We start from the raw sequence: 17,579 nt of genomic DNA on the forward strand, positions 1-17,579 counted from the left end.
GGCGGTAGCGGGCTCCGCGCGGTGCACAGTGGAAGCATCGAACGGAAAGCGAAGGAAGAAACATGAGACAGCTGGGTTCGTGGCTGGCGCGCGCTGGCGTGGGGTTCGTACGGGCGTGCGTCGTGGCGGCCATCAGCATGCTGGTCCCGGCCTTGTGGGCAGCCGCCGTGGCGCTGGGGATCTGGTGGGGGGCGGGAAACCCGTGGTCGTGGGTCGCGCCGGTCGCGTTGGTGTGCGGGGGCACGCTCCCCCTGTCCCGCCCGGTCTGCCGGATGGTCCGCTTCCTCGTCACGAAGTGGACGGCCACCGTCATCCCCGCCGGATACCGGGAGGCCGGGCCGGTGACGCGGATGTCCACCGGGTACTGGTGGAACGGCTTCAGTTACGAGCGCACCCGCCGCGACGCCCTCTTGGATCAGAAGTGGCGGGTCCGGTGGAGGGATCCCGCCAACTGGCGCGATCTGAGGTTCACGGCGATTGCGCCGCTCACTGCGGGCGTGGTCGCGTCCCTTCCGCCGGCCGGGGTGGCCGTGGCGGTCCTCGGGCTCGGCCAGCCGGAGTCCGCCGCGCGCGTCGTCGGGGCGCTCGGCCTGGTTGTGGCCTTCGCTAGTGCCCCGTATGCCTGGCGGTGTGTCGAGCCAGTGGCCGTCCGCTTCCTACGCCCGTCACCCGCTATGGCGTTGGCGGACCGTGTGGACGAACTGAGCGCCCAGCGCGCGGATGCGACGGTCGCTCAGGCCGCCGAGATCCGCCGGATTGAGCGGGACTTGCACGACGGGGCGCAGGCCCGCCTGGTCGGGCTCGGGCTTTCTTTGGCGACTGCGGAGAAGCTGATGGAAACCGACCCTGACCAGGCCAGGACGCTGATGCGGGAAGCGCGGGCTGGTGCCACGGCGTCACTGACCGAGCTGCGCGAACTGGTTCAGGGAATCAACCCGCCCGTGCTGAACGACCGCGGGCTCGTCGATGCCGTTCGCGCTCTTGCCCTGGACAGCCCGCTCGAAGCGGCTGTCAGCGCCGACCTTCAGCTCCGCCTGGACCCACCGATCGAGTCTGCCCTGTACTTCGCCATCGCCGAACTGCTGACCAACGCGGTCAAGCACGCCCGTGCGACCCTGGCCCGGATCTCCATCACCCAGGACGACACCGGCATCGTCATCGATGTCGAAGACGACGGCCGCGGCGGAGTTGGCGTGCGAGCCGACGGCGGACTTGCGGGGCTGCGTCGCCGGCTCGCGGTCTTCGACGGCACCCTGGAGATCACCAGCCCGGCAGGCGGCCCGACCCGGGTGAGGATGATGGTGCCATGCGAATCGTAGTAGCCGAAGACCTCTACCTCCTGCGTGACGGAATGGTCCGCCTTATGGAGGCGTGCGGGCACCAGGTGGTGGCGACGGCAGCGACCGGACCCGAGACGCTTGAGGCACTGCTGACGTGGCGGCCGGACGTTGCCGTCATCGACGTCCGCATGCCGCCGACCCAGTCGGATGAGGGCCTGCGCGCTGCTCTTGCCGCCCGCAGCGAACTGCCCGGACTGCCGGTCCTCATCCTTTCCCAGTACGTCGAGCAGCTGTACGCCCGCGAACTCCTGGCCGACGGCGCCGGTGGCATTGGCTATTTCCTCAAAGAGAGCGTCTTCGACGCCGATCAGTTCATCGATGCCCTGGAACGCGTCGCCGGTGGCGGGACCGCCATGGATCCAGCCGTCATCGCCAAGTTGCTGTCCAGCGGGTCCTCGAACCGGCGACTCGAACGGCTCACCGAACGCGAACACTCCGTGCTCGGCCTCATGGCCGAGGGATTGTCCAATCAGGCCATCGGCCAGCGGCTCTTCCTCAGCGAAAGCGCCATCAGCAAATACACGACCTCCATGTTCGGCAAACTCGGCATCTCCGATGACGACACCAACAACCGCCGCGTCCTCGCCGTCCTCACCTACCTGAATAACCCCTGACGCCCCTCGGCTCCACCGCAGTCGGCGTTTCATAAGTGGTCCCCGTTTCAACACCGGACGCTGACGGCATCGCCGCAGGCCGGTTCGTTTCACGGGTCGTTTCCTTCCTCTTGACCTGTGAAACGTACTCCTGAAACGATCTCGGCGTGATCACCGATCCGTACCGGCTCGTCGAGTCGCACGCCTGCCCGATGTCCACCTGCCAGGCCCCGGCGGGCTCGCCCTGCCGCACCACCGCCGGCAAGGTCGCACTCAAGTACCACACCGCTCGCTTCCAGCTCGTCCCCGCCCTGCGGTCCGAACTGCACGTCGCCACCCCCGCCGTACGCCATCCCGGTTCCATCTGGACGGCCCTGCCGGTGCAGAAGCTCGCGGCGCCGACCGTGCCGATGGAGGTCCGCCTCGCGTACGCGCGGGTTTCCAGCCGGTCGCAGGAGATCCAGTCCCAGATCGACGTCCTCGAAGCCTCCGGCGTGCACCGGCTGTTCCAGGAGCAGATCAGCACTCGGGTCCGGGAGCGTCCCGAGATGAAGGCGGCCCTTGCGGCGGCCCGCGAGTACCGCTCACTGGGCGCGAAGGTCACGCTCGTGGTGCACGAGATGAAGCGGCTGGGCCGCGGAGCCCTGGAACTGCTGAAGGCCGCCGAGGAACTGCGGGACGCCGAGATCGAGCTGGAGTTCCTCACCGGCCCCCTCGCCGGGAGGCACGACCCGGCCGGCCACGGCGCCGCTCTGTTCGCCTTCTTCGCCGCCATGGCAGAGTCCGAGCGCGACTACATCCGCGATAAGACCCTCGAAGGCCAGGAGACCGCCCGCACGAAAGGCAAGGCCATCGGCGGTGTCAAGGTCTCCGACGAGGACATGCTCGCCACCGCTCTACGCCTTCGCGACGAGGAGTTGAGCCTGCGCGAGATCGCTTCCCGGCTGGTGATCCGCACCGGCAAGAAACGCGGGCAGCACCCTGCCCCGGCCACCGTCATGCGCATGCTGCGCGAGCACGACGAGCAGAAGGCCGCCGCCGCGCAGGGCGCGTGACTGGCCCCCCAGCCACCATGATCGTTCTCACCGATACTGACTGTTCTGTTGGTCCCCATGGCCGTGTCAGCCTCCAACTTCGCCAGGTCTCGAACCTTCTTCGGGTAGCGCGCCTCCACCAAGTCCTTCTTCATCGCTGCGAGTTTCCCGCCCGCCCGCAGCACCTCATCGGCCCGGTCCAGGAATTCCGGCTTGGGGATGCGCTTCCCGGCCTCCACCTTGTAGATCTGGTTCTCCCCGTACCCGATTGCTGTCCCCAACTCCGCCGCGCGCAGCCCCGCCGCCTCCCGCCAGAGCCGGATCTGCCGGCCGACTGCCGCGATCACCGCCCCCGATTCGTCCTCCAGGTCGACATCCTGATCGGCCCCGTCCCCCACGCACTCCCTGATGCTGTCCTCAGCCATACGCAACCCGCCTCCACCCGTACCAACGCCACTCGACTCCGTACCGGATGGACAGGCGCAGACAACCGCTGGACAGTCACTATCCGTACACGCGTCATTACTGTTCAGCGTAGACATGAACGGCCACGCTGAGTGACATGACGCAAGAACTCACCCGAACCGAACCCTCCGCTTCCACCCGGCAGTTCACCGTGCTGCTCTCCCCCACCCGCCGGGGCGCGCGGCTCGCGCGGCTGCTCGCCGCCGCGCATCTGGGGGCCTGGGGGCTGCCTTCGGAGTCGGCCGCGCACATCGTTGCCGAGCTGGCCACCAACGCCGCCGTCCATGGCCGAGTGCGGGGCAGGGACTTCCAGTTGAGCCTCGCCGTGCACGGCGACTCGCTGCTGCGGATCGAGCTGACCGACACCCGGGGCGACCGCCTCCCACCCACCGTGCCCGGCAGTACGGCCCGCCCCGCCGACGACGCCGAGTCCGGGCGGGGGCTGCTGATCGTCGAAGCGCTCGCCGACCGCTGGGGTGTGACCCCGGGCCCCGTGCCCCGCAAGGTGATCTGGGCGGAGATCGACCTCGCACGGTGACCGCCGCCACCGCGTCGCGGTCGTCCACGACCCGGTCAACCGCGACGCGGCGACGCGCGACATCAAAGACTCAAAGAAACGGGGAAATTACCTTCCCCACCCTGCCCGTCACCACTCTCACCCGCCGTCACTCACACGGGTGAATTTCGCCAATTCCGCTGGGTTTGGGACCGGTTGGCGGGCATATGCTCGCGGCGACCACCACCCAGACATGCGACGGCCCCCGGCCGGGACTGGCATCCCGAACGAGGGCCTGACCACCGAGGAAGCGGACCTTCCCGATGGATACCCAGCAGATTAGCGCTCCCCCGCGCACCCCGTCCCCCGTTCGCGGGCGTGCCACACCGGCATCCGGTGTCGTGCACATCAACTCCCACCACACCAGCCGCTACACGGTCGTCGGCAACCACCTCGCCCAGCACCGCGAGCTCTCGCTGCTGGCGATCGGGCTGGCCGTACACATCCAGTCGCTGCCCGCCGGAGCCAAGATCGGCATCAAGGCCCTGGCCGACCGCTACCCGGAGAGCGAGACCCGGATCGCCGCCGCGTTACGCGAACTTGAGGCACACGGTTACCTGGAACGCACCCGGGAACGCCTGCCGAGCGGGCGGGTCATCACCCGTACGGTTTCGTACAATCAGCCGGGCGCCGTCGCGCTCCCTCCGGTGGCGCCCAGCACGCGGCCCGCGCCCGGCCGCGCGGCCCGCCCGCAGGCGCCCATGCCCTCCGCCGCGCCGGAACCCGTACCGCCGCCGGAACCCCTGTCGCAGCCGGACCGAACCCCCGTGCCACGCAACCCCGTTCCCGCTCGCCCGTCGCTCCCCCAGCCACAGGCCCACGACCTGGAGCGCCATCGTGCGGCCATCGACCTGCTGGCCGGTCTGCGCCGCCACGACCCACGGCTGTTGCTCTCCGCGCACGACGTGCGCCGCCTCGCCCCGGCCGTCGCGGCCTGGCTGGAACGCGGCGTCGGGTCCGAGACCGTCAGCCATGCCCTCAGCACCGGCCTGCCCGACCCGCTGACCCGCCCAGCCGGACTTCTGGCCCACCGCCTCACCGAGCTTCTCCCACCACCGCTCCCTGCGGCCCCGGACTCCGTACAGCGCCCGGACCCGCTCCAGAACTGCGACCGCTGCGACCGCGCCTTCCGGGCCCCGGAGCCAGGCACGTGCCGCAGCTGTCGAACCGACGTGCGGCAATCCGCCGCATGAACCACGACCACCCGCACACACATGAACGGAACTACATGGTCAGCTCGCCCCATGAGGCAATGCACCGGGTCTTCCAGGAGTACCCGGGCCTCTTCTCCCGTGTCTCGGAGGTGTTAGGAGCCACCTTCCCGCCGCCCGTCTCCGCCACGGTCCTGCCCAACGACCTCACCGAAACCAACCCGCTCGAACGCCGGGTCGACACCCTTCTGCGTATCGAGACGGAGGAGGACGGGCCGTTCCTCCTCGCCGTCGAGGCCCAGGGCAAGAAGGACGTCGACAAGCCCGCCAGCTGGGCGTACTACTTCTCCTACCTGCTCAACAAGTACCGGCTGCCGACCACGCTGCTGGTCGTCTGCCAGGACCGTGCCACCGCCGAATGGGCCGCACGCCCGGTGCCCCTCGGCGCGCCCCAATGGCCCGTGCTCACGCTGCATCCACTCGTCGCGGGACCGCACAACATCCCGGTCATCACCGATGTCGCCGAGGCCCGCAAGGACCTGGCACTCGCTGTCCTCTCCGTCATCACACACGCCGGTGATCCGGACGTCGGTGCCATACTGAAATCGCTCTCCGGCGCGCTGCGGGACACCCCGGAGGCAATCGCCGCCCCCATCGTCGAACTCACCACACAAGGCCTGGGCAACCGTCCGGTCGCACAACAATGGAGGAACCTGGTGGCCGTGGACCTCTCTTTCTACACGTCATCCATCTCGGAAGAAATCCGGGACGAAGGCCGAGTCGAAGGCCGAGTCGAAGGCCTCCTGCTCATCCTGGAGGTGCGCGGCATCGCCGTCACCGACGAGATCCGCGAGAAGATCACCGGCTGCGGCGACCCCGAGCTCCTGCACCAGTGGCTCAACCGGGCCGCTACCGCAGCCACCGCAGAGGAGATCTTCACCGAGGACTAAGGGCTGGCCGGTCCGGTCGGCCGGTCCGCTGAGACCAGCCATGATGTGCTGATCAGTCGGACCGTGCCGTCCGCCGCCTCCTGGGCGCGCAGATGGTCCGTCAGGGCGCGGCGGGCGCGTGATCGCGTAGCCGCGTCGGCCTGCTCCATCAGGTGGCGGCCGGGGCCGGTGCCCAGGAGGAACTCCGCCGCATCCCCGGCGCCGTGTCCCCAAACTCCGTACGCCTGCGCCTGGTTGATGCGCACGTCGGTGAATCCGGCTGCGGCGAGCACCGCCCGGATACGGTCCGGGGCTGCCAGGGAGAACATGCCTGGCAGCCCCGGCCGTCCGAAGTCCCCGGTGGGCAGGATGTCGCGCAGCGACGCCATCGCCGTGACCCAGCCGTTGAGCGCGGCATCGGCCGGGCAGACGAACGTCAGGCGCCCGCCGGGCCGTAGTGCCCGGCCGACATTTCCGAAGGCCGCCTCGGGGTCGGCGAAGAACATCACCCCGTAGCGGCTGACCGCCGCGTCGAACGAGCCCTCCTCGAAGGGGTGCACCTGGGTGTCCCCCTGCACGAAGGATGCGTTCGTGATGCCCTCCAACTCCGCGCGGGCCCGCGCCTCGGCCAGCATCGGACCGGACAGGTCGAGGCCGAGCGCGTGGCCCCGGGGCACTCTGAGCGCCGCCAGGCGCGTGGTCTGCCCGGAGCCGCAGCCGAGGTCGAGGACCCGGTGGTCCCCGGTGATCCCGGCAGCATCGAGCAGCGGCTCGTCGAAGCCCTCGTTCACCGCGTTCCAGCGGTCCTGGTTACGGGCCCAGTGGGAGCCTTCCTGACCGTTCCATGCCTGCGCCTGCTCGGTGTTGACAACGTCCGACACGGGGTTCCCCTGGGGTGAATGACAGATAATGGGCGTGCGCCCAAACAGTATGGGCACATGCCCAAACGAGCAACCTCCTTGGCCAGTGCAGGGGTTGACGCAATCGACGGCAGCGGCATCGGAACGGAAGAGAGACCCCTATGTCCCCACGCGGAGTGACGACCCCGGACGTACGCGAGCGGCTGTTCGCTGCGGCCGAGCGTGTCGTGGAGCGGGACGGGCCAGGCGCACTCACCAGCCGGGCCGTCACCACCGAGGCCGACTGCGCCAAGGGGCTGTTGCATACGCACTTCGCGGGGCTCGACGCGTTCGTGGCCGAGCTCTGCCTCGACCGGTTCGCACGGACAGCCGCGAAGGCGCAAGCACTGTCGCAGCTCGCCGGGCAGGGCACGGTGGCGCGGAACCTCGACACCGTCGTCCTCGCGCTGTTCGACTCCGCCGGCCCGGCTCTCTCCGGCCTGGCCATGAGCCGAACCGTCACCGCGCGGCTGATCCGAGAGGCCCTGAAAGGCGGGGCGCCCGGCCTCACCGCGATCGAGGAGGCCATCACGTCGTATCTCGCGACCGAACAGAAGCTCGGCCGAGTCGCCGGGACCGTCGACCCGAACACCGTGGCCCTCGCCGTCGTCGGCACCGCCCACCATCTCCTGATGACCAGCTGGCCGGGCAGGCCCGACCCGCAGCCCCTCATGACGCGCCTGGTGGCCACGCTGGTGGACGGCCAAGGACTGTCGGGGTGATCCTCGACGGAGCCGCCACCGGACAGCGGCGGGGGCAGCTGCGGGGACGGCGGCGCCAGTATGGACAGCGCCCGCTCGTGGTGCCCGTGCCGGTCCGGGCGGCGATTACGCTGCGGGCATGACCCCCGCAGCGATCCCCGCGTACCGACGTCTCAGCGTCGAGGAGCGCCGAATACAGCTCCTCGACGCGGCCCTCTCGCTGTTCGCGCAGCGCGCGCCGGACGAGGTGTCGCTCGATGACGTGGCCGAGGCGGCCGGGGTCTCCCGGCCGCTGGTCTACCGGTACTTCCCCGGCGGCAAGCAGCAGTTGTACGAGAAGGCGTTGCGCTCCGCGGCGGACGAGCTGGAACTGTGTTTCGCCGAACCGCAGACCGGGCCGCTGACCGTACGGCTGGCCCGGGTGCTCGACCGCTATCTCACCTTCGTCGATCAGCACGATGCCGGGTTCTCCGCGCTGTTGCAGGGCGGGACCGTCGCCGAGACCTCCCGGACCGGGGCGATCGTGGACGAGGTGCGGCGGGCCGCGGCCGAACAGATCCTGGTCCACCTCGGGGTCACGGCGCCCGGTCCGCGGCTGCGCATGATGGTGCGGACCTGGATCGCCGCTGTCGAGGCCGCTTCGCTGATCTGGCTCGACGAGGAGAAACGGCCGCCGCTCGCCGAACTCCGCGGCTGGCTGATCGACCATCTCATCGCGCTGCTCGCCGCGACCGCGGCGACGGACCGCCAGACCGCGGAGGCCGTGCGGACGGCGCTGGCGGCGGAGAGACCCGACGGCGCGGCCGGGGTGCTGGCCCGTCGGCTGCTGCCCGTCGTGGGCGAGACCGCCCATCTGCTGACCGGGCCGACCGGCGGGGAGTCTGCCGCGTCCTGACGGCCCGGTATGCGTCGTCAGTCAGACTGGCCCGGTGAAGAGCGAAGAAACCCTGTTCGTGGGCGGCCCGCTGGACGGGCGCGTACTGCCGATCCTGCTGGGGCCGACCGGTCAGCCGCCGAAGGTGTACGAGGTCCCCGTCCCTGACGCGGCGGGCGGCCCGCCGACCGTGCTGGTCTACGTACGCACTCCGGCCGGGCACACCAAGCGGCTGGGGATCCAGCGCGGCTGGCGGTACGAGTACGCGCCCGAGGGGCGGCCCCGCACGCTGAAGTGGCCTTGGTCGAAACCACAGCCGAAGCCGCAGCCGCAGTCGCAGTCGCAGCAAGAGCCGGAGGCTGGGTCGAAGGGGCCGGCGGGGCCGGAACCGGAGCCCGGCACGAAACCTGACGCATAGCCAGGAACCGCGCCGGGGCTCCCCTGTCCGGGTGACCGTATTGCGCCGGGTCGACCACCTGTGAGGCGACAGCAGCCGCTTCGCCACATGCTCGTTCCGGGGCGGACGGACCGCCCCGGAAGCAGAGGTGATGTGGTGTCAGGCAGGCTGCTCCGATTCATCTGCACGACGGCGCTGGTCACGGTGATCGTCTCCGGGTCGTCGCCCGCGCTCGCCGACCCCGACGTGACCCGCGGCCCGCTGCCCGCGCCCCCGCCCCGGCCCGTAGCGGCCGACCCGGTCGGCACGGCCCGTCCCGCCGCCTCGGCCAGCCCCGACGCCTCCACCGCAGATCCGGCCACGGACCCGGTCGCAGATCCCGCCGCAGACCCCGCCGCAGATCCGGGCGCGCACCCCGCCGCGAACCCCGGTTCCCCCGACGGAGCCCCGCTCGCCCCCGGCGCCCCCGCCGATGCCGTACTGGGGCGGCTTCGCCGTCTCTACCAGCAGTCCGAGGCGGCCGGGCAGAAGTACCGGGCCACCGTGGACGCGCTCAAGCGCCAGCGGTCCGCCACCGTGAACGTCACCGCCGGTCTGGCGAAGGCACGGATCGAGCTCGCGCAGAGCCGCAACGCCGCGGGCCAACTGGCGCGAGAGCAGTACCAGGGCAGGTCCGGGCTCTCCCCGTACCTGAGTCTGCTGCTCGGCAACGACCCCCAGCAGGCACTCGACGAGAGTCACCAGCTGCAGCAGGCGTCCGCCGATCTGCTGGCGAAGGCGAAACGGCTCACGAGCGCCGAACACCACGCGGACACCCTCACCACCGCCTCACGCGCCGCACTGAACCGCCAACAGGCTCTCGCCGCCCGGCAGAAGAAGGAGTACGCCACGGCCGAGGCCCGGCTCCGGCAGGCGGAGGCGCTGCTCGCCACGCTCACCCCGGGCGAGGCCTCCGACGTGAAGGCACTGGACCAGGCGGACACCAGCGCGGCCCAGGACCAGTTGCTCACGTCGGGCGCGCTGAGCGGACCGCAGGCGGCGGCGTCGCAGCGGGGGCTGAAGGCGGTGCGGTACGCGCTCACCCAGGTCGGCAAGCCGTACCTCTGGGGTTCCACGGGCCCGGACTCCTTCGACTGTTCCGGGCTCACCTCGCAGGCCTGGGCCCACGCGGGCCACACCATCCCCCGCACCAGCCAGGAGCAGTGGCGGCAGCTGCGCAAGGTATCGCTGCGGGCCCTGCGCCCCGGCGACCTGATCGTCTACTTCCCGGGGGCCACCCATGTCGCGCTGTACATCGGCCACGGGCAGGTGGTCCAGGCGCCGCGCCCCGGCGCCGAGGTGAAGGTCTCGCCCCTCGCGTCGAATCCGGTACTGGGCGCGGTCCGCCCGGACGCCGGAGGTGATCCGGAGTCCGGGCGGCATGCCGGAACCGACGGTGGAGCCGGTACGGGAAGTGGGGCCGGTGCCGGTGCCGAAGGCCAGGCCGGGACCAGCGATCAGGCCGGGACCGGGAATCAGGCTCCGGAGACCTCGGCCAGGTAGGCGTTCGTCTTCTCCGGCTCGAAGAAGAAGTTCTCGAAGTCCGCGGGGTTGTTGAAGCCGTTCGCGAAGCGGTCGGCCACCGGCTGGAGCTGGCCCGCCGCGCCGATCAGGTTCAGTACGTGCTCCGGGGGGACGCCCAGCATGGCGTTCGTCCACTTGGTGACGTGCTTCGCCGTCTCCCAGTACTGGTCGAAGGTCTGCTGCATCCACGCCTCGTCGAAGGGCTGGTCGCCCCGGTCGACGATGGAGCCCAGGTAGGAAGCAGCGCACTTCGAGGCCGAGTTGGAGCCCTGGCCGGTGATCGGGTCGTTGGCGACGACCACGTCGGCGACGCCCAGGACCAGACCGCCGCCGGGCAGCCGGCCGATCGGGTTGCGGACGGTGGGGGCGTAACGGCCGGAGAGGGTGGCGCCCGCGTCGGTCAGTTCCACGCCGGTGGCGCGCGCGTACTCCCACGGCGTGAACTTCTGCATGAGCTCCAGCGTCAGCGCCAGGTGCTCGGAAGGGTCCTTGATGCCCTGGAAGGCGTCCAGCGGGCCGCCGGGTATGCCCTCCCAGAACAGGATGTCCGCGCGGCCGGAGTTGGTGAGGGTCGGCATCACGAACAGCTCGCCGACGCCCGGGACCAGGTTGCAGCGGACCGCGTCGAAGTCGGGGTGCTCGGGGCGGACGCCCATGCCGTGCACGTACGCCACCGCCAGCGCACGCTGCGGCGCGGTGAACGGCGAACGCGAGGCGTCCCGGCCGAACATCGAGACCAGCTCGCCCTTGCCCGCCGAGACCATCACCAGGTCGTACGTCCGGGCGAAGAAGTCCAGGTCGGAGACTGCCGCACCGTGGATCACCAACTGTCCACCGCGCTGCGCGAACGTCTCCATCCAGCCGGCCATCTTCACCCGCTGGTCGACCGACTGGGCGTAGCCGTCGAGCTTGCCCACCCAGTCGATGGCGCGGGAGGAGTCCGGGGCGGCCACGGAGACGCCGAGCCCTTCGATCTTCGGGGCCTGGGACTCCCAGAAGTTGAGCTGAAGGTCCCGCTCGTGCTGGAGCGCGGTATGGAACATGCACTGCGTGGACATGACCCGGCCGGAGCGGATCTCATCGGCGGTGCGGTTCGACATGAGAGTGACCTCGTAGCCCTGTGACTGAAGTCCGAGGGCCAGCTGGAGTCCGGACTGGCCGGCTCCCACGATGAGTATCTTCCGCATGGCGGGTTGTTCTCCTATTCGGGGGTGGTGTCGAGTGCGTGGCCCACCAGGGCCAGCAGAGACTCGACCACCGTATTCCTCTTCCGTGCGTCCATGATCAGCACGGGCACGTGCCGGGGAATCGTCAGCGCCTCGCGGACGTCCTGGGCCTCGAAGTCCGGTGTGCCCTCGAAGTGGTTGACCGACACGATGTACGGCAGCCCGCAGCTCTCGAAGTAGTCGAGAGCGGGGAAGCAGTCGGCGAGGCGGCGGGTGTCCGCCAGGACTATCGCGCCGATCGCGCCGCGCACCAGGTCGTCCCACATGAACCAGAAGCGCTGCTGGCCCGGGGTGCCGAAGACGTACAGCACGAGGTCGTCGTCGAGGGTCAGCCTGCCGAAGTCCATGGCGACCGTGGTGGTCGTCTTGTCCGGCGTGGCGCTGAGGTCGTCGGTCTCCTCGCTCGCCTGCGTCATCAGGGCTTCGGTCTGGAGCGGAGTGATCTCCGAGACCGCGGTCACGAAGGTCGTCTTGCCGACACCGAAGCCGCCCGCCACCACGATCTTGGTGGAGATGGGCGCCCGGGTGCGGTTGTTCTGCCAGGCCTGGACAGCCTCGTCGGCCTCGGCGGGGATCAGCGTCTCAGAGACGGCGGAGTCCACTCAGCACCCTTTCGAGCAAAGCGCGGTCGGGCTGGCCTTCGCCGTGCCCGGTTCCGTACACACGGATCTTTCCCTGGTCTGCGAGGTCGCTGAGCAGCACGCGCACGACCCCCAGCGGCATCTTCAGCAGTGCGGAGATCTCGGCGACGGTACGCATCCGCCGGCAGATCTCGACAATGGCCCGCATCTCCGGCATCAGACGCAGCGGGCCGTTGGCCAGCTCCGGACGCTCCGGGGGTGCTTCGATCGCGGCGACGAAGGTCTCCACGAAGAGGATGTGGCCGAATTTGGTACGGCCGCCGGTGAGCGAGTACGGGCGTACCCGCGCTGGGCGGCGGTCCGGGTTGCGGACCGGCAGTGCCGGGGTCACTGGGCGCTCTCCATCGATTTGCGCAGCTCGCTGCGGAGTTCGGGGGTGAGGACATGACCGGCGCGGCCGACGAAGAGTGCCATGTGGTAGGCCACGACGCTCATGTCGCAGTCCGGCGTGGCGTGCACTCCGAGGAGTGAGCCGTCGCTGACCGACATCACGAAGACGCTGCCCTCCTCCATGGCGACCATCGTCTGCTTGACGTTCCCGCCGTCCATCAGCTTCGCCGCACCGATGGTGAGGCTGCCGATGCCGGAGACGATGGTGGCGAGGTCGGCGGCGGATCCCTTGGGCCCGCTCTGCGTGACCTGTTCGGCCTTGACCGGGGTCTCCGGGTCCGAGGAGAGCAGGAGCAGTCCGTCGGACGAGACGACGGCGACGGAACGGAGCCCTGGCACCTCCTCGACGAGATTCTTCAACAGCCAGTGCAGGTTCCGGGCTTCACTGCTCAGTCCGAATGTGCTGGGCGCAGTCAACTACGTGCCTCCTCGACACTGTCCCCCGCGGCATCGGTACGTACAACGTCCGATCTCTGTTCCGAGATCTCGGTCTCGACGTCTTTGCGGCCGTTCTTCGCTCCTTGGTGGAAGCCGCCGAGCCTACTGCGCAGCGCTTCCGCGTCCACACCGCCGACACGTGGCCGGGGCGCGGTCGCCGCGGGCTTGGTGATCTTGGGGGTGCGCTTGGGCAGTCCCTTGTCGGTGATGCGTTCGGCGCCCTGCTCCGGGATACGGCCGGTCGCGGCGGGGTCCGGGGCGGGAGCCGGGGCGGGAGCCGGGTCCGGCTGCCGTACGGGCTCGGGCTGTTGTACGGGCGCGGGCTGCTGTACGGGCTCCGGCTCCGGTACGGGGTCGGGGCGCCGCATCGTGAAGGTCGGCTCGTCCACCGCGTCGGCCGTGCGCTCGTGCGCGTCGGCTCCTATGGCGTAACGCGACTTGGCCGGGATCGTGTTGGAGTTGGCCTCGGCGACCGAGCCCGGCTGGTGCAGCGCGGGCGTCGTCCCGGCGTTCGGCACGAACTGCGCCGGTGCGGTGGGAGGTTCGTCGGGCAGCAGCGCGCACGGCAGTACGACGACCGCGGCGACCCCGCCCTGCTTCTGCTCGCGCAGCTCGACCCGGACGCCGTGGCGCGCGGCCAGCAGGGAGGCCACCTGGAGGCCGAGTCCGGACTGCTCGTCGGCGGGCCTGCCGGGGCGCGGCGCGTCGGGGTCGGCGAGGAGCACGTTGAGTTCGTCGCGGCGGCCGGGCGACATGCCGATGCCCTCGTCCTGCACGGTGAGCATCACCTCGCCGTTCTCCAGGAGATAGCCGGAGAGCTGGACATGGGCCTCCGGCGGCGAGAACGCCGTGGCGTTCTCCAGGAGTTCGGCGACGAGGTGGCTGATGTCGTCGGCGGCGAAGCCCGCGACCTGGGAGTGCGGCGGCAGGGACCTGAACTCGACCCGTTCGTACCGCTCGATCTCACTGACCGCGGCGCGCAGCACGTCCACCAGCGGTACGGGACCGCCACCGTGGCCGTGGCTGTGCTCGGTGCCCGCGAGCACCAGCAGGTTCTCGGTGTGCCGGCGCAGCACGGTCGCCATGTGGTCGAGTTTGAAGAGGGTGGCGAGGGCCTCGGGGTCCTGCTCGCGTTCCTCCAGGCTCTCGATGACGGTGAGCTGACGCTCGACGAGTCCGAGGCTGCGCAGCGAGAGGTTGACGAAGGTCGACTGGACGGTGTGCCGCAGCCGGTCGAGCCGGGCGCTCACTTCGGCCGTCCGGGCCTCCAGCACGGCGCGCTCGGACTCGAACCGTTCCTGTCCGCCCAGCAGGTCGCGCTGGTCTCCGACGAGCCGTTCGGCGCGGGCGCCCGCAGTCAGCACCCTGCCGTGCAGGGCGTTGATGGACCGGACGACCTGGGCGAACTCGTCGTTGCGGCCGGTGAACCGGATCGGTTCCTCCGACTCGGGCGCTCCGGCGAGCCGCGCGGCGCCGATCCGCAGCACGGCGAGCGGCCGGGTGAGCGTACGGGCCACGGCGGCGCCGACCCCGATGGCGATCAGCAGGAGCACCCCGGCGAGGGCGATCCGGATCTCCAGTGCGGTCACCGCGTCGTCCCGCAGTGCGGCGAGGCGCTTGGCCTGCCGGTTGCCGAGCGAGGACTCGACGCCGCGCATCTGGTCGATGCGCGCGGTGAGCGCGGCACCGGCCTTGGCCGGATTGGTCTTGAGGTCGGACTCGGAGAGCTGCGGCTGGGCGGTGAGGCGCGTCAGATAGCCCTCGGCGGTGGTGACCTCGGAGCCGGAGACCGTACTGGCGAGCGTGTCGCGGGCGGCCGGGTCGGCGGCCTGGTCGAAGTCGGAGAGCGCGGCGAGTTCCCGGACCCTGGACTGCTGGGCGGCGGCGCTCAGGCCGTTGCGGGTACGGGCCTCTTCGCTGTCGGGAGCCGCGGGCTGCGGTACGTACTGGCCGCTCACCGGGTCGTACCTGGTGGTCCGTTCGCCCTGCGGGACGGCCAGCGCGGCGAGCAGCAGCCCGCGGGTCTGGCTCGCCTGCTCGACGGCGTGGCCGAGTTCGACCGGTGCCCGGGTGGCCGCTGCGGCCTCCGGCGGGGTCTGGTCGGCCAGTTGGTCGGAGATGTCCTGGAGTTTGTCGATCAGGTCGGTGTACGCCTTGTCGGCGTCCAGCGCGCTGCCCTTGCCGTTCAGCACGGTCCGGCGGAGGGAGGGGAGAGTGGCGAGGTCACGCCGGAGCGTGGCGGGGGCCGCCGCGCCGATCTCCTCGATCTCGTTGTCGACGCGGGTGGCCCGGTCGGCAGCGAGCTTGTCCTTCTTGGCCCGGCCGCCCGCGATGTAGACCGTGACGTCGTCGCGCTCGTCCGCCAGGGCGTGCCCCAGGGAGACCGTCTGTTGTTCCAGGTCGGCGAGGGTGACCAGGTGCTGGGCGTCCGTCAGTTCGGTCGACGCGGTGTACACAGCGGGGGCGCCGGCCGCCAGGACGGTGAGGCCGACCACGGCCACGCCCCCGAAAAGACGCCTGCGTACCCGGACCGTGCGCTCGACAGGCACGCCTTTGTTGCCCCGAAGCCGCTTGTTCTGCACCGGTGCTCGCAATCTTGACTCGTCCACGCATGAAGCCGAGGTGACGGCTGATCACCAGCATGCGCTTCCACCACTGGTACGGCTTCTGACCATTCCAGTGGATTTGGGAGGGGAGTGCGCATCGCCGGGTCGGCCACCCGAACGAGTGAACATCACCAGCGAGTTGGCGAACAACTCTGCGAGCGGTACGTACCGGTGGCATACGGAGTGCCGGTTGGAACTTCCGCACGGGCTTTGGCAGGATGCCCGCCCGCAGAGTCGCGGAGCCACACATTCCACCCCAAGCCCCCCGGAGACCCCCGTCCGGCGTGGCGGTCCGGGCCGGGAGGGCCGTCATTGTGCGGCTGTCGTGAAGGGCTCGGGCAGACTGCCGGTATGCGCATCGAACTCACTTCCACCGGGGGAAGCCCCGAACGCCCCAACGAGGACTGGACCGGTGTGGCCCTGCCTGCTTCGGGACAGGGCGGTGCGATCGTCCTGCTGGACGGAGTGACACCACCGGAGGGCGACGACGGATGTGTGCACGGCGTGCCCTGGTTCACGGCCCGGCTCGGCGGCGCACTGGTCGAACTGTCCGGTTCGCGGGGGGATATGAACCTGCGTGAGGTACTGGCGGAGGCGATCGTCCGTACCTCCGACGCCCATCGTCAAACCTGTGATCTTTCTCACGTTCGCACACCTCAGGCGACGGTCGTCCTGGCGCGCTGGTCCGCGGACACCGTGGAGCACCTGGTGCTCTCCGACTCGATCCTGCTGGTGGAGGACGTGAACGGCGCGGTGCGGGCGGTGCTGGACGACCGTCTCGACCGGCTGCCGCGCGAGGTCCTGGCGACCCATGCGACGGCCGACGCGGTACGGAACCAGGAGGGCGGCTTCTTCACCGCGGCGGCCGACCCCGCGGTGGTGGCGCGCGCGGTGACCGGCCGTACGCCGCTGGCGGAGGTACGGGCGCTGGCCGCGCTCAGTGACGGCGCGAGCCGCTGGGTGGAGGTCTTCGGGGAGGGCGACTGGAGCGACTGCTTCGGCGTCCTGCGCAAGGAGGGGCCGCAGGGACTCATCGACCGGGTGCGGGCACTGGAGTCCGCGGACGCCACGGACCGCACCTTCCTGAGGAACGGCAAGACCCATGACGACGCGTCCGCGCTGCTGCTGGAGCTCTGAGCGGCGAACTCCCGGGGAACGGGGGGCGTTCGGGAGATCCCGGCCACCCTCCCGCACCTCGCGGTGGGTACTTCACTCCTCCGAGCGGGCGTTGAAGTGACGGAGCAGCCGGGCCAGTTCGGCGACCTCCGCGCGGTCCCAGCCGTCCAGCTTGCGGACGTATTCGGCCCGGCGGGCGTCCCGGACCTGCCGGAGCCGGTCGCCCCCCTCGTCGGTGAGGCGGACCAGGAACGCCCGCCCGTCGTGGGGATCCTGCTCACGGGTGACCAGGCCCAGGTCTTCCAGGGCCCGGAGTTGACGGCTCATGGTCGCCCGGCCGACGCCGATGTAGGCGGCAAGATCGGTGGCGCGCTGCCCGCCCCATTCGTCCAGGCAGACCAGCAGCCCGTACGCGGCGGCCTCCAGATCGGGGTGGACTTCGCGCGACATCTCGCCGGACGCGGCCCTCGCGCGGCGCAGGAAGACGGTCAACTCCCGTTCCAGGGACAGGAATTCATGGTCCACACCATTCCCGGTGGAGACAGGGCGTTCACTTTCAGTACCGCTGTCGTGCACGTCAGCACCCCTCGCGAGCTTTCCCGTTCCTGAAACTTTCTTTCAGCGCCTGCCATTGCCGCAGCTCGGCCAGTATTTCGCAGG

Annotated in this window: 18 protein-coding genes and 1 pseudogene; 11 read left to right on the top strand and 8 right to left on the bottom strand. The window is 70.3% G+C overall.

Translation table 11 applies throughout. The features are described 5' to 3' along the window. Positions 1 to 62 precede the first annotated feature (62 nt). The 3 genes from NBY69_RS02275 (at position 63) to NBY69_RS02285 (ending at position 2,988) form a co-directional block, all read left to right on the top strand. Positions 63 to 1,319: a sensor histidine kinase gene (locus NBY69_RS02275; RefSeq protein ID WP_250297882.1), complete on the top strand. Its 1,257-nt coding sequence runs from the start codon at positions 63 to 65 to the stop codon at positions 1,317 to 1,319. Continuing rightward, entirely contained in the window at positions 1,307 to 1,954 is a 648-nt protein-coding gene (locus tag NBY69_RS02280) for a response regulator transcription factor (RefSeq protein WP_250297883.1), read from the top strand. The genes NBY69_RS02275 and NBY69_RS02280 overlap by 13 nt, the downstream gene beginning before the upstream one ends. 146 nt (positions 1,955 to 2,100) lie before the next feature. Further along, complete coding sequence (locus NBY69_RS02285; protein ID WP_250297884.1) at positions 2,101 to 2,988, top strand: recombinase family protein; 888 nt, start codon at positions 2,101 to 2,103, stop codon at positions 2,986 to 2,988. Between the two features lie 68 nt (positions 2,989 to 3,056). On the opposite strand, the pseudogene NBY69_RS02290 reads toward NBY69_RS02285, so the two are convergent. Next, positions 3,057 to 3,392: pseudogene (locus tag NBY69_RS02290) on the bottom strand (helix-turn-helix domain-containing protein); the annotation flags it as partial. 137 nt (positions 3,393 to 3,529) lie between these two features. Here NBY69_RS02290 and NBY69_RS02295 point away from each other — a divergent pair. From NBY69_RS02295 to NBY69_RS02305, 3 genes are all read left to right on the top strand, one after another. Beyond that, positions 3,530 to 3,970 carry an ATP-binding protein gene (locus NBY69_RS02295; RefSeq protein ID WP_250297885.1) on the top strand — a complete coding sequence of 147 codons (441 nt, stop codon included), beginning with the start codon at positions 3,530 to 3,532 and terminating at the stop codon, positions 3,968 to 3,970. 281 nt (positions 3,971 to 4,251) lie between these two features. Next, positions 4,252 to 5,181 (top strand): helix-turn-helix domain-containing protein, encoded by a 930-nt coding sequence (locus tag NBY69_RS02300; RefSeq protein ID WP_250297886.1) that lies wholly within the window; start codon positions 4,252 to 4,254, stop codon positions 5,179 to 5,181. A 35-nt stretch (positions 5,182 to 5,216) separates the two neighbouring features. Beyond that, entirely contained in the window at positions 5,217 to 6,089 is an 873-nt protein-coding gene (locus NBY69_RS02305; protein WP_250298023.1) for a hypothetical protein, read from the top strand. On the opposite strand, the gene NBY69_RS02310 is transcribed toward NBY69_RS02305, so the two are convergent. Next, positions 6,086 to 6,949, bottom strand: a complete 864-nt coding sequence (locus NBY69_RS02310; protein ID WP_250297887.1) for a class I SAM-dependent methyltransferase — start codon at positions 6,947 to 6,949, stop codon at positions 6,086 to 6,088. The genes NBY69_RS02305 and NBY69_RS02310 overlap by 4 nt on opposite strands. 140 nt (positions 6,950 to 7,089) lie before the next feature. Between NBY69_RS02310 and NBY69_RS02315 the strand changes: the two genes are divergently transcribed. From NBY69_RS02315 to NBY69_RS02330, 4 genes are all read left to right on the top strand, one after another. Next, positions 7,090 to 7,689 carry a TetR/AcrR family transcriptional regulator gene (locus NBY69_RS02315; protein ID WP_250297888.1) on the top strand — a complete coding sequence of 200 codons (600 nt, stop codon included), beginning with the start codon at positions 7,090 to 7,092 and terminating at the stop codon, positions 7,687 to 7,689. A gap of 118 nt (positions 7,690 to 7,807) precedes the next feature. Further along, the gene (locus NBY69_RS02320) at positions 7,808 to 8,563 is read left to right on the top strand and encodes a TetR/AcrR family transcriptional regulator (protein ID WP_250297889.1); all 756 of its coding nucleotides are present in this window, start codon (positions 7,808 to 7,810) and stop codon (positions 8,561 to 8,563) included. 34 nt (positions 8,564 to 8,597) lie between these two features. Continuing rightward, positions 8,598 to 8,960, top strand: coding sequence for a hypothetical protein (locus tag NBY69_RS02325; RefSeq protein ID WP_250297890.1), 363 nt, complete (start codon positions 8,598 to 8,600; stop codon positions 8,958 to 8,960). 135 nt (positions 8,961 to 9,095) lie between these two features. Further along, a complete protein-coding gene (locus NBY69_RS02330) occupies positions 9,096 to 10,481 on the top strand; it encodes a C40 family peptidase (protein ID WP_250297891.1) in 1,386 nt (461 codons plus the stop codon). Here the strand turns inward: NBY69_RS02330 and NBY69_RS02335 are convergent. The 5 genes from NBY69_RS02335 to NBY69_RS02355 are packed head-to-tail and all read right to left on the bottom strand — an operon-like array spanning position 10,454 to position 15,779. Next, positions 10,454 to 11,689 carry a styrene monooxygenase/indole monooxygenase family protein gene (locus NBY69_RS02335; RefSeq protein ID WP_250297892.1) on the bottom strand — a complete coding sequence of 412 codons (1,236 nt, stop codon included), beginning with the start codon at positions 11,687 to 11,689 and terminating at the stop codon, positions 10,454 to 10,456. The two genes, NBY69_RS02330 and NBY69_RS02335, sit on opposite strands and share 28 nt — an antisense overlap. A 14-nt stretch (positions 11,690 to 11,703) precedes the next feature. Next, entirely contained in the window at positions 11,704 to 12,330 is a 627-nt protein-coding gene (locus NBY69_RS02340; RefSeq protein WP_250297893.1) for an ATP/GTP-binding protein, read from the bottom strand. Next, positions 12,311 to 12,700 carry a DUF742 domain-containing protein gene (locus NBY69_RS02345; protein ID WP_308409458.1) on the bottom strand — a complete coding sequence of 130 codons (390 nt, stop codon included), beginning with the start codon at positions 12,698 to 12,700 and terminating at the stop codon, positions 12,311 to 12,313. Before NBY69_RS02345 ends, NBY69_RS02340 begins: the two co-directional genes overlap by 20 nt. Continuing rightward, the gene (locus NBY69_RS02350) at positions 12,697 to 13,176 is read right to left on the bottom strand and encodes a roadblock/LC7 domain-containing protein (RefSeq protein WP_250297894.1); all 480 of its coding nucleotides are present in this window, start codon (positions 13,174 to 13,176) and stop codon (positions 12,697 to 12,699) included. The genes NBY69_RS02345 and NBY69_RS02350 overlap by 4 nt, the downstream gene beginning before the upstream one ends. Further along, entirely contained in the window at positions 13,173 to 15,779 is a 2,607-nt protein-coding gene (locus NBY69_RS02355) for a nitrate- and nitrite sensing domain-containing protein (protein WP_250298025.1), read from the bottom strand. The genes NBY69_RS02350 and NBY69_RS02355 overlap by 4 nt, the downstream gene beginning before the upstream one ends. Positions 15,780 to 16,154: 375 nt before the next feature. Here NBY69_RS02355 and NBY69_RS02360 point away from each other — a divergent pair, with 375 nt between their 5' ends. Next, positions 16,155 to 16,940: a protein phosphatase 2C domain-containing protein gene (locus tag NBY69_RS02360; RefSeq protein ID WP_250297895.1), complete on the top strand. Its 786-nt coding sequence runs from the start codon at positions 16,155 to 16,157 to the stop codon at positions 16,938 to 16,940. Positions 16,941 to 17,012: 72 nt separating this feature from the next. Here the strand turns inward: NBY69_RS02360 and NBY69_RS02365 are convergent, their stop codons facing one another. After that, on the bottom strand, positions 17,013 to 17,495 hold the full coding sequence (locus NBY69_RS02365; protein ID WP_250297896.1) for a MarR family transcriptional regulator: 483 nt from the start codon (positions 17,493 to 17,495) through the stop codon (positions 17,013 to 17,015). Positions 17,496 to 17,579 lie beyond the last annotated feature (84 nt).

Origin of the sequence: Streptomyces sp. A 4/2 (genome assembly GCF_940670765.1) — a bacterium.
GTDB lineage: Bacteria > Actinomycetota > Actinomycetes > Streptomycetales > Streptomycetaceae > Streptomyces.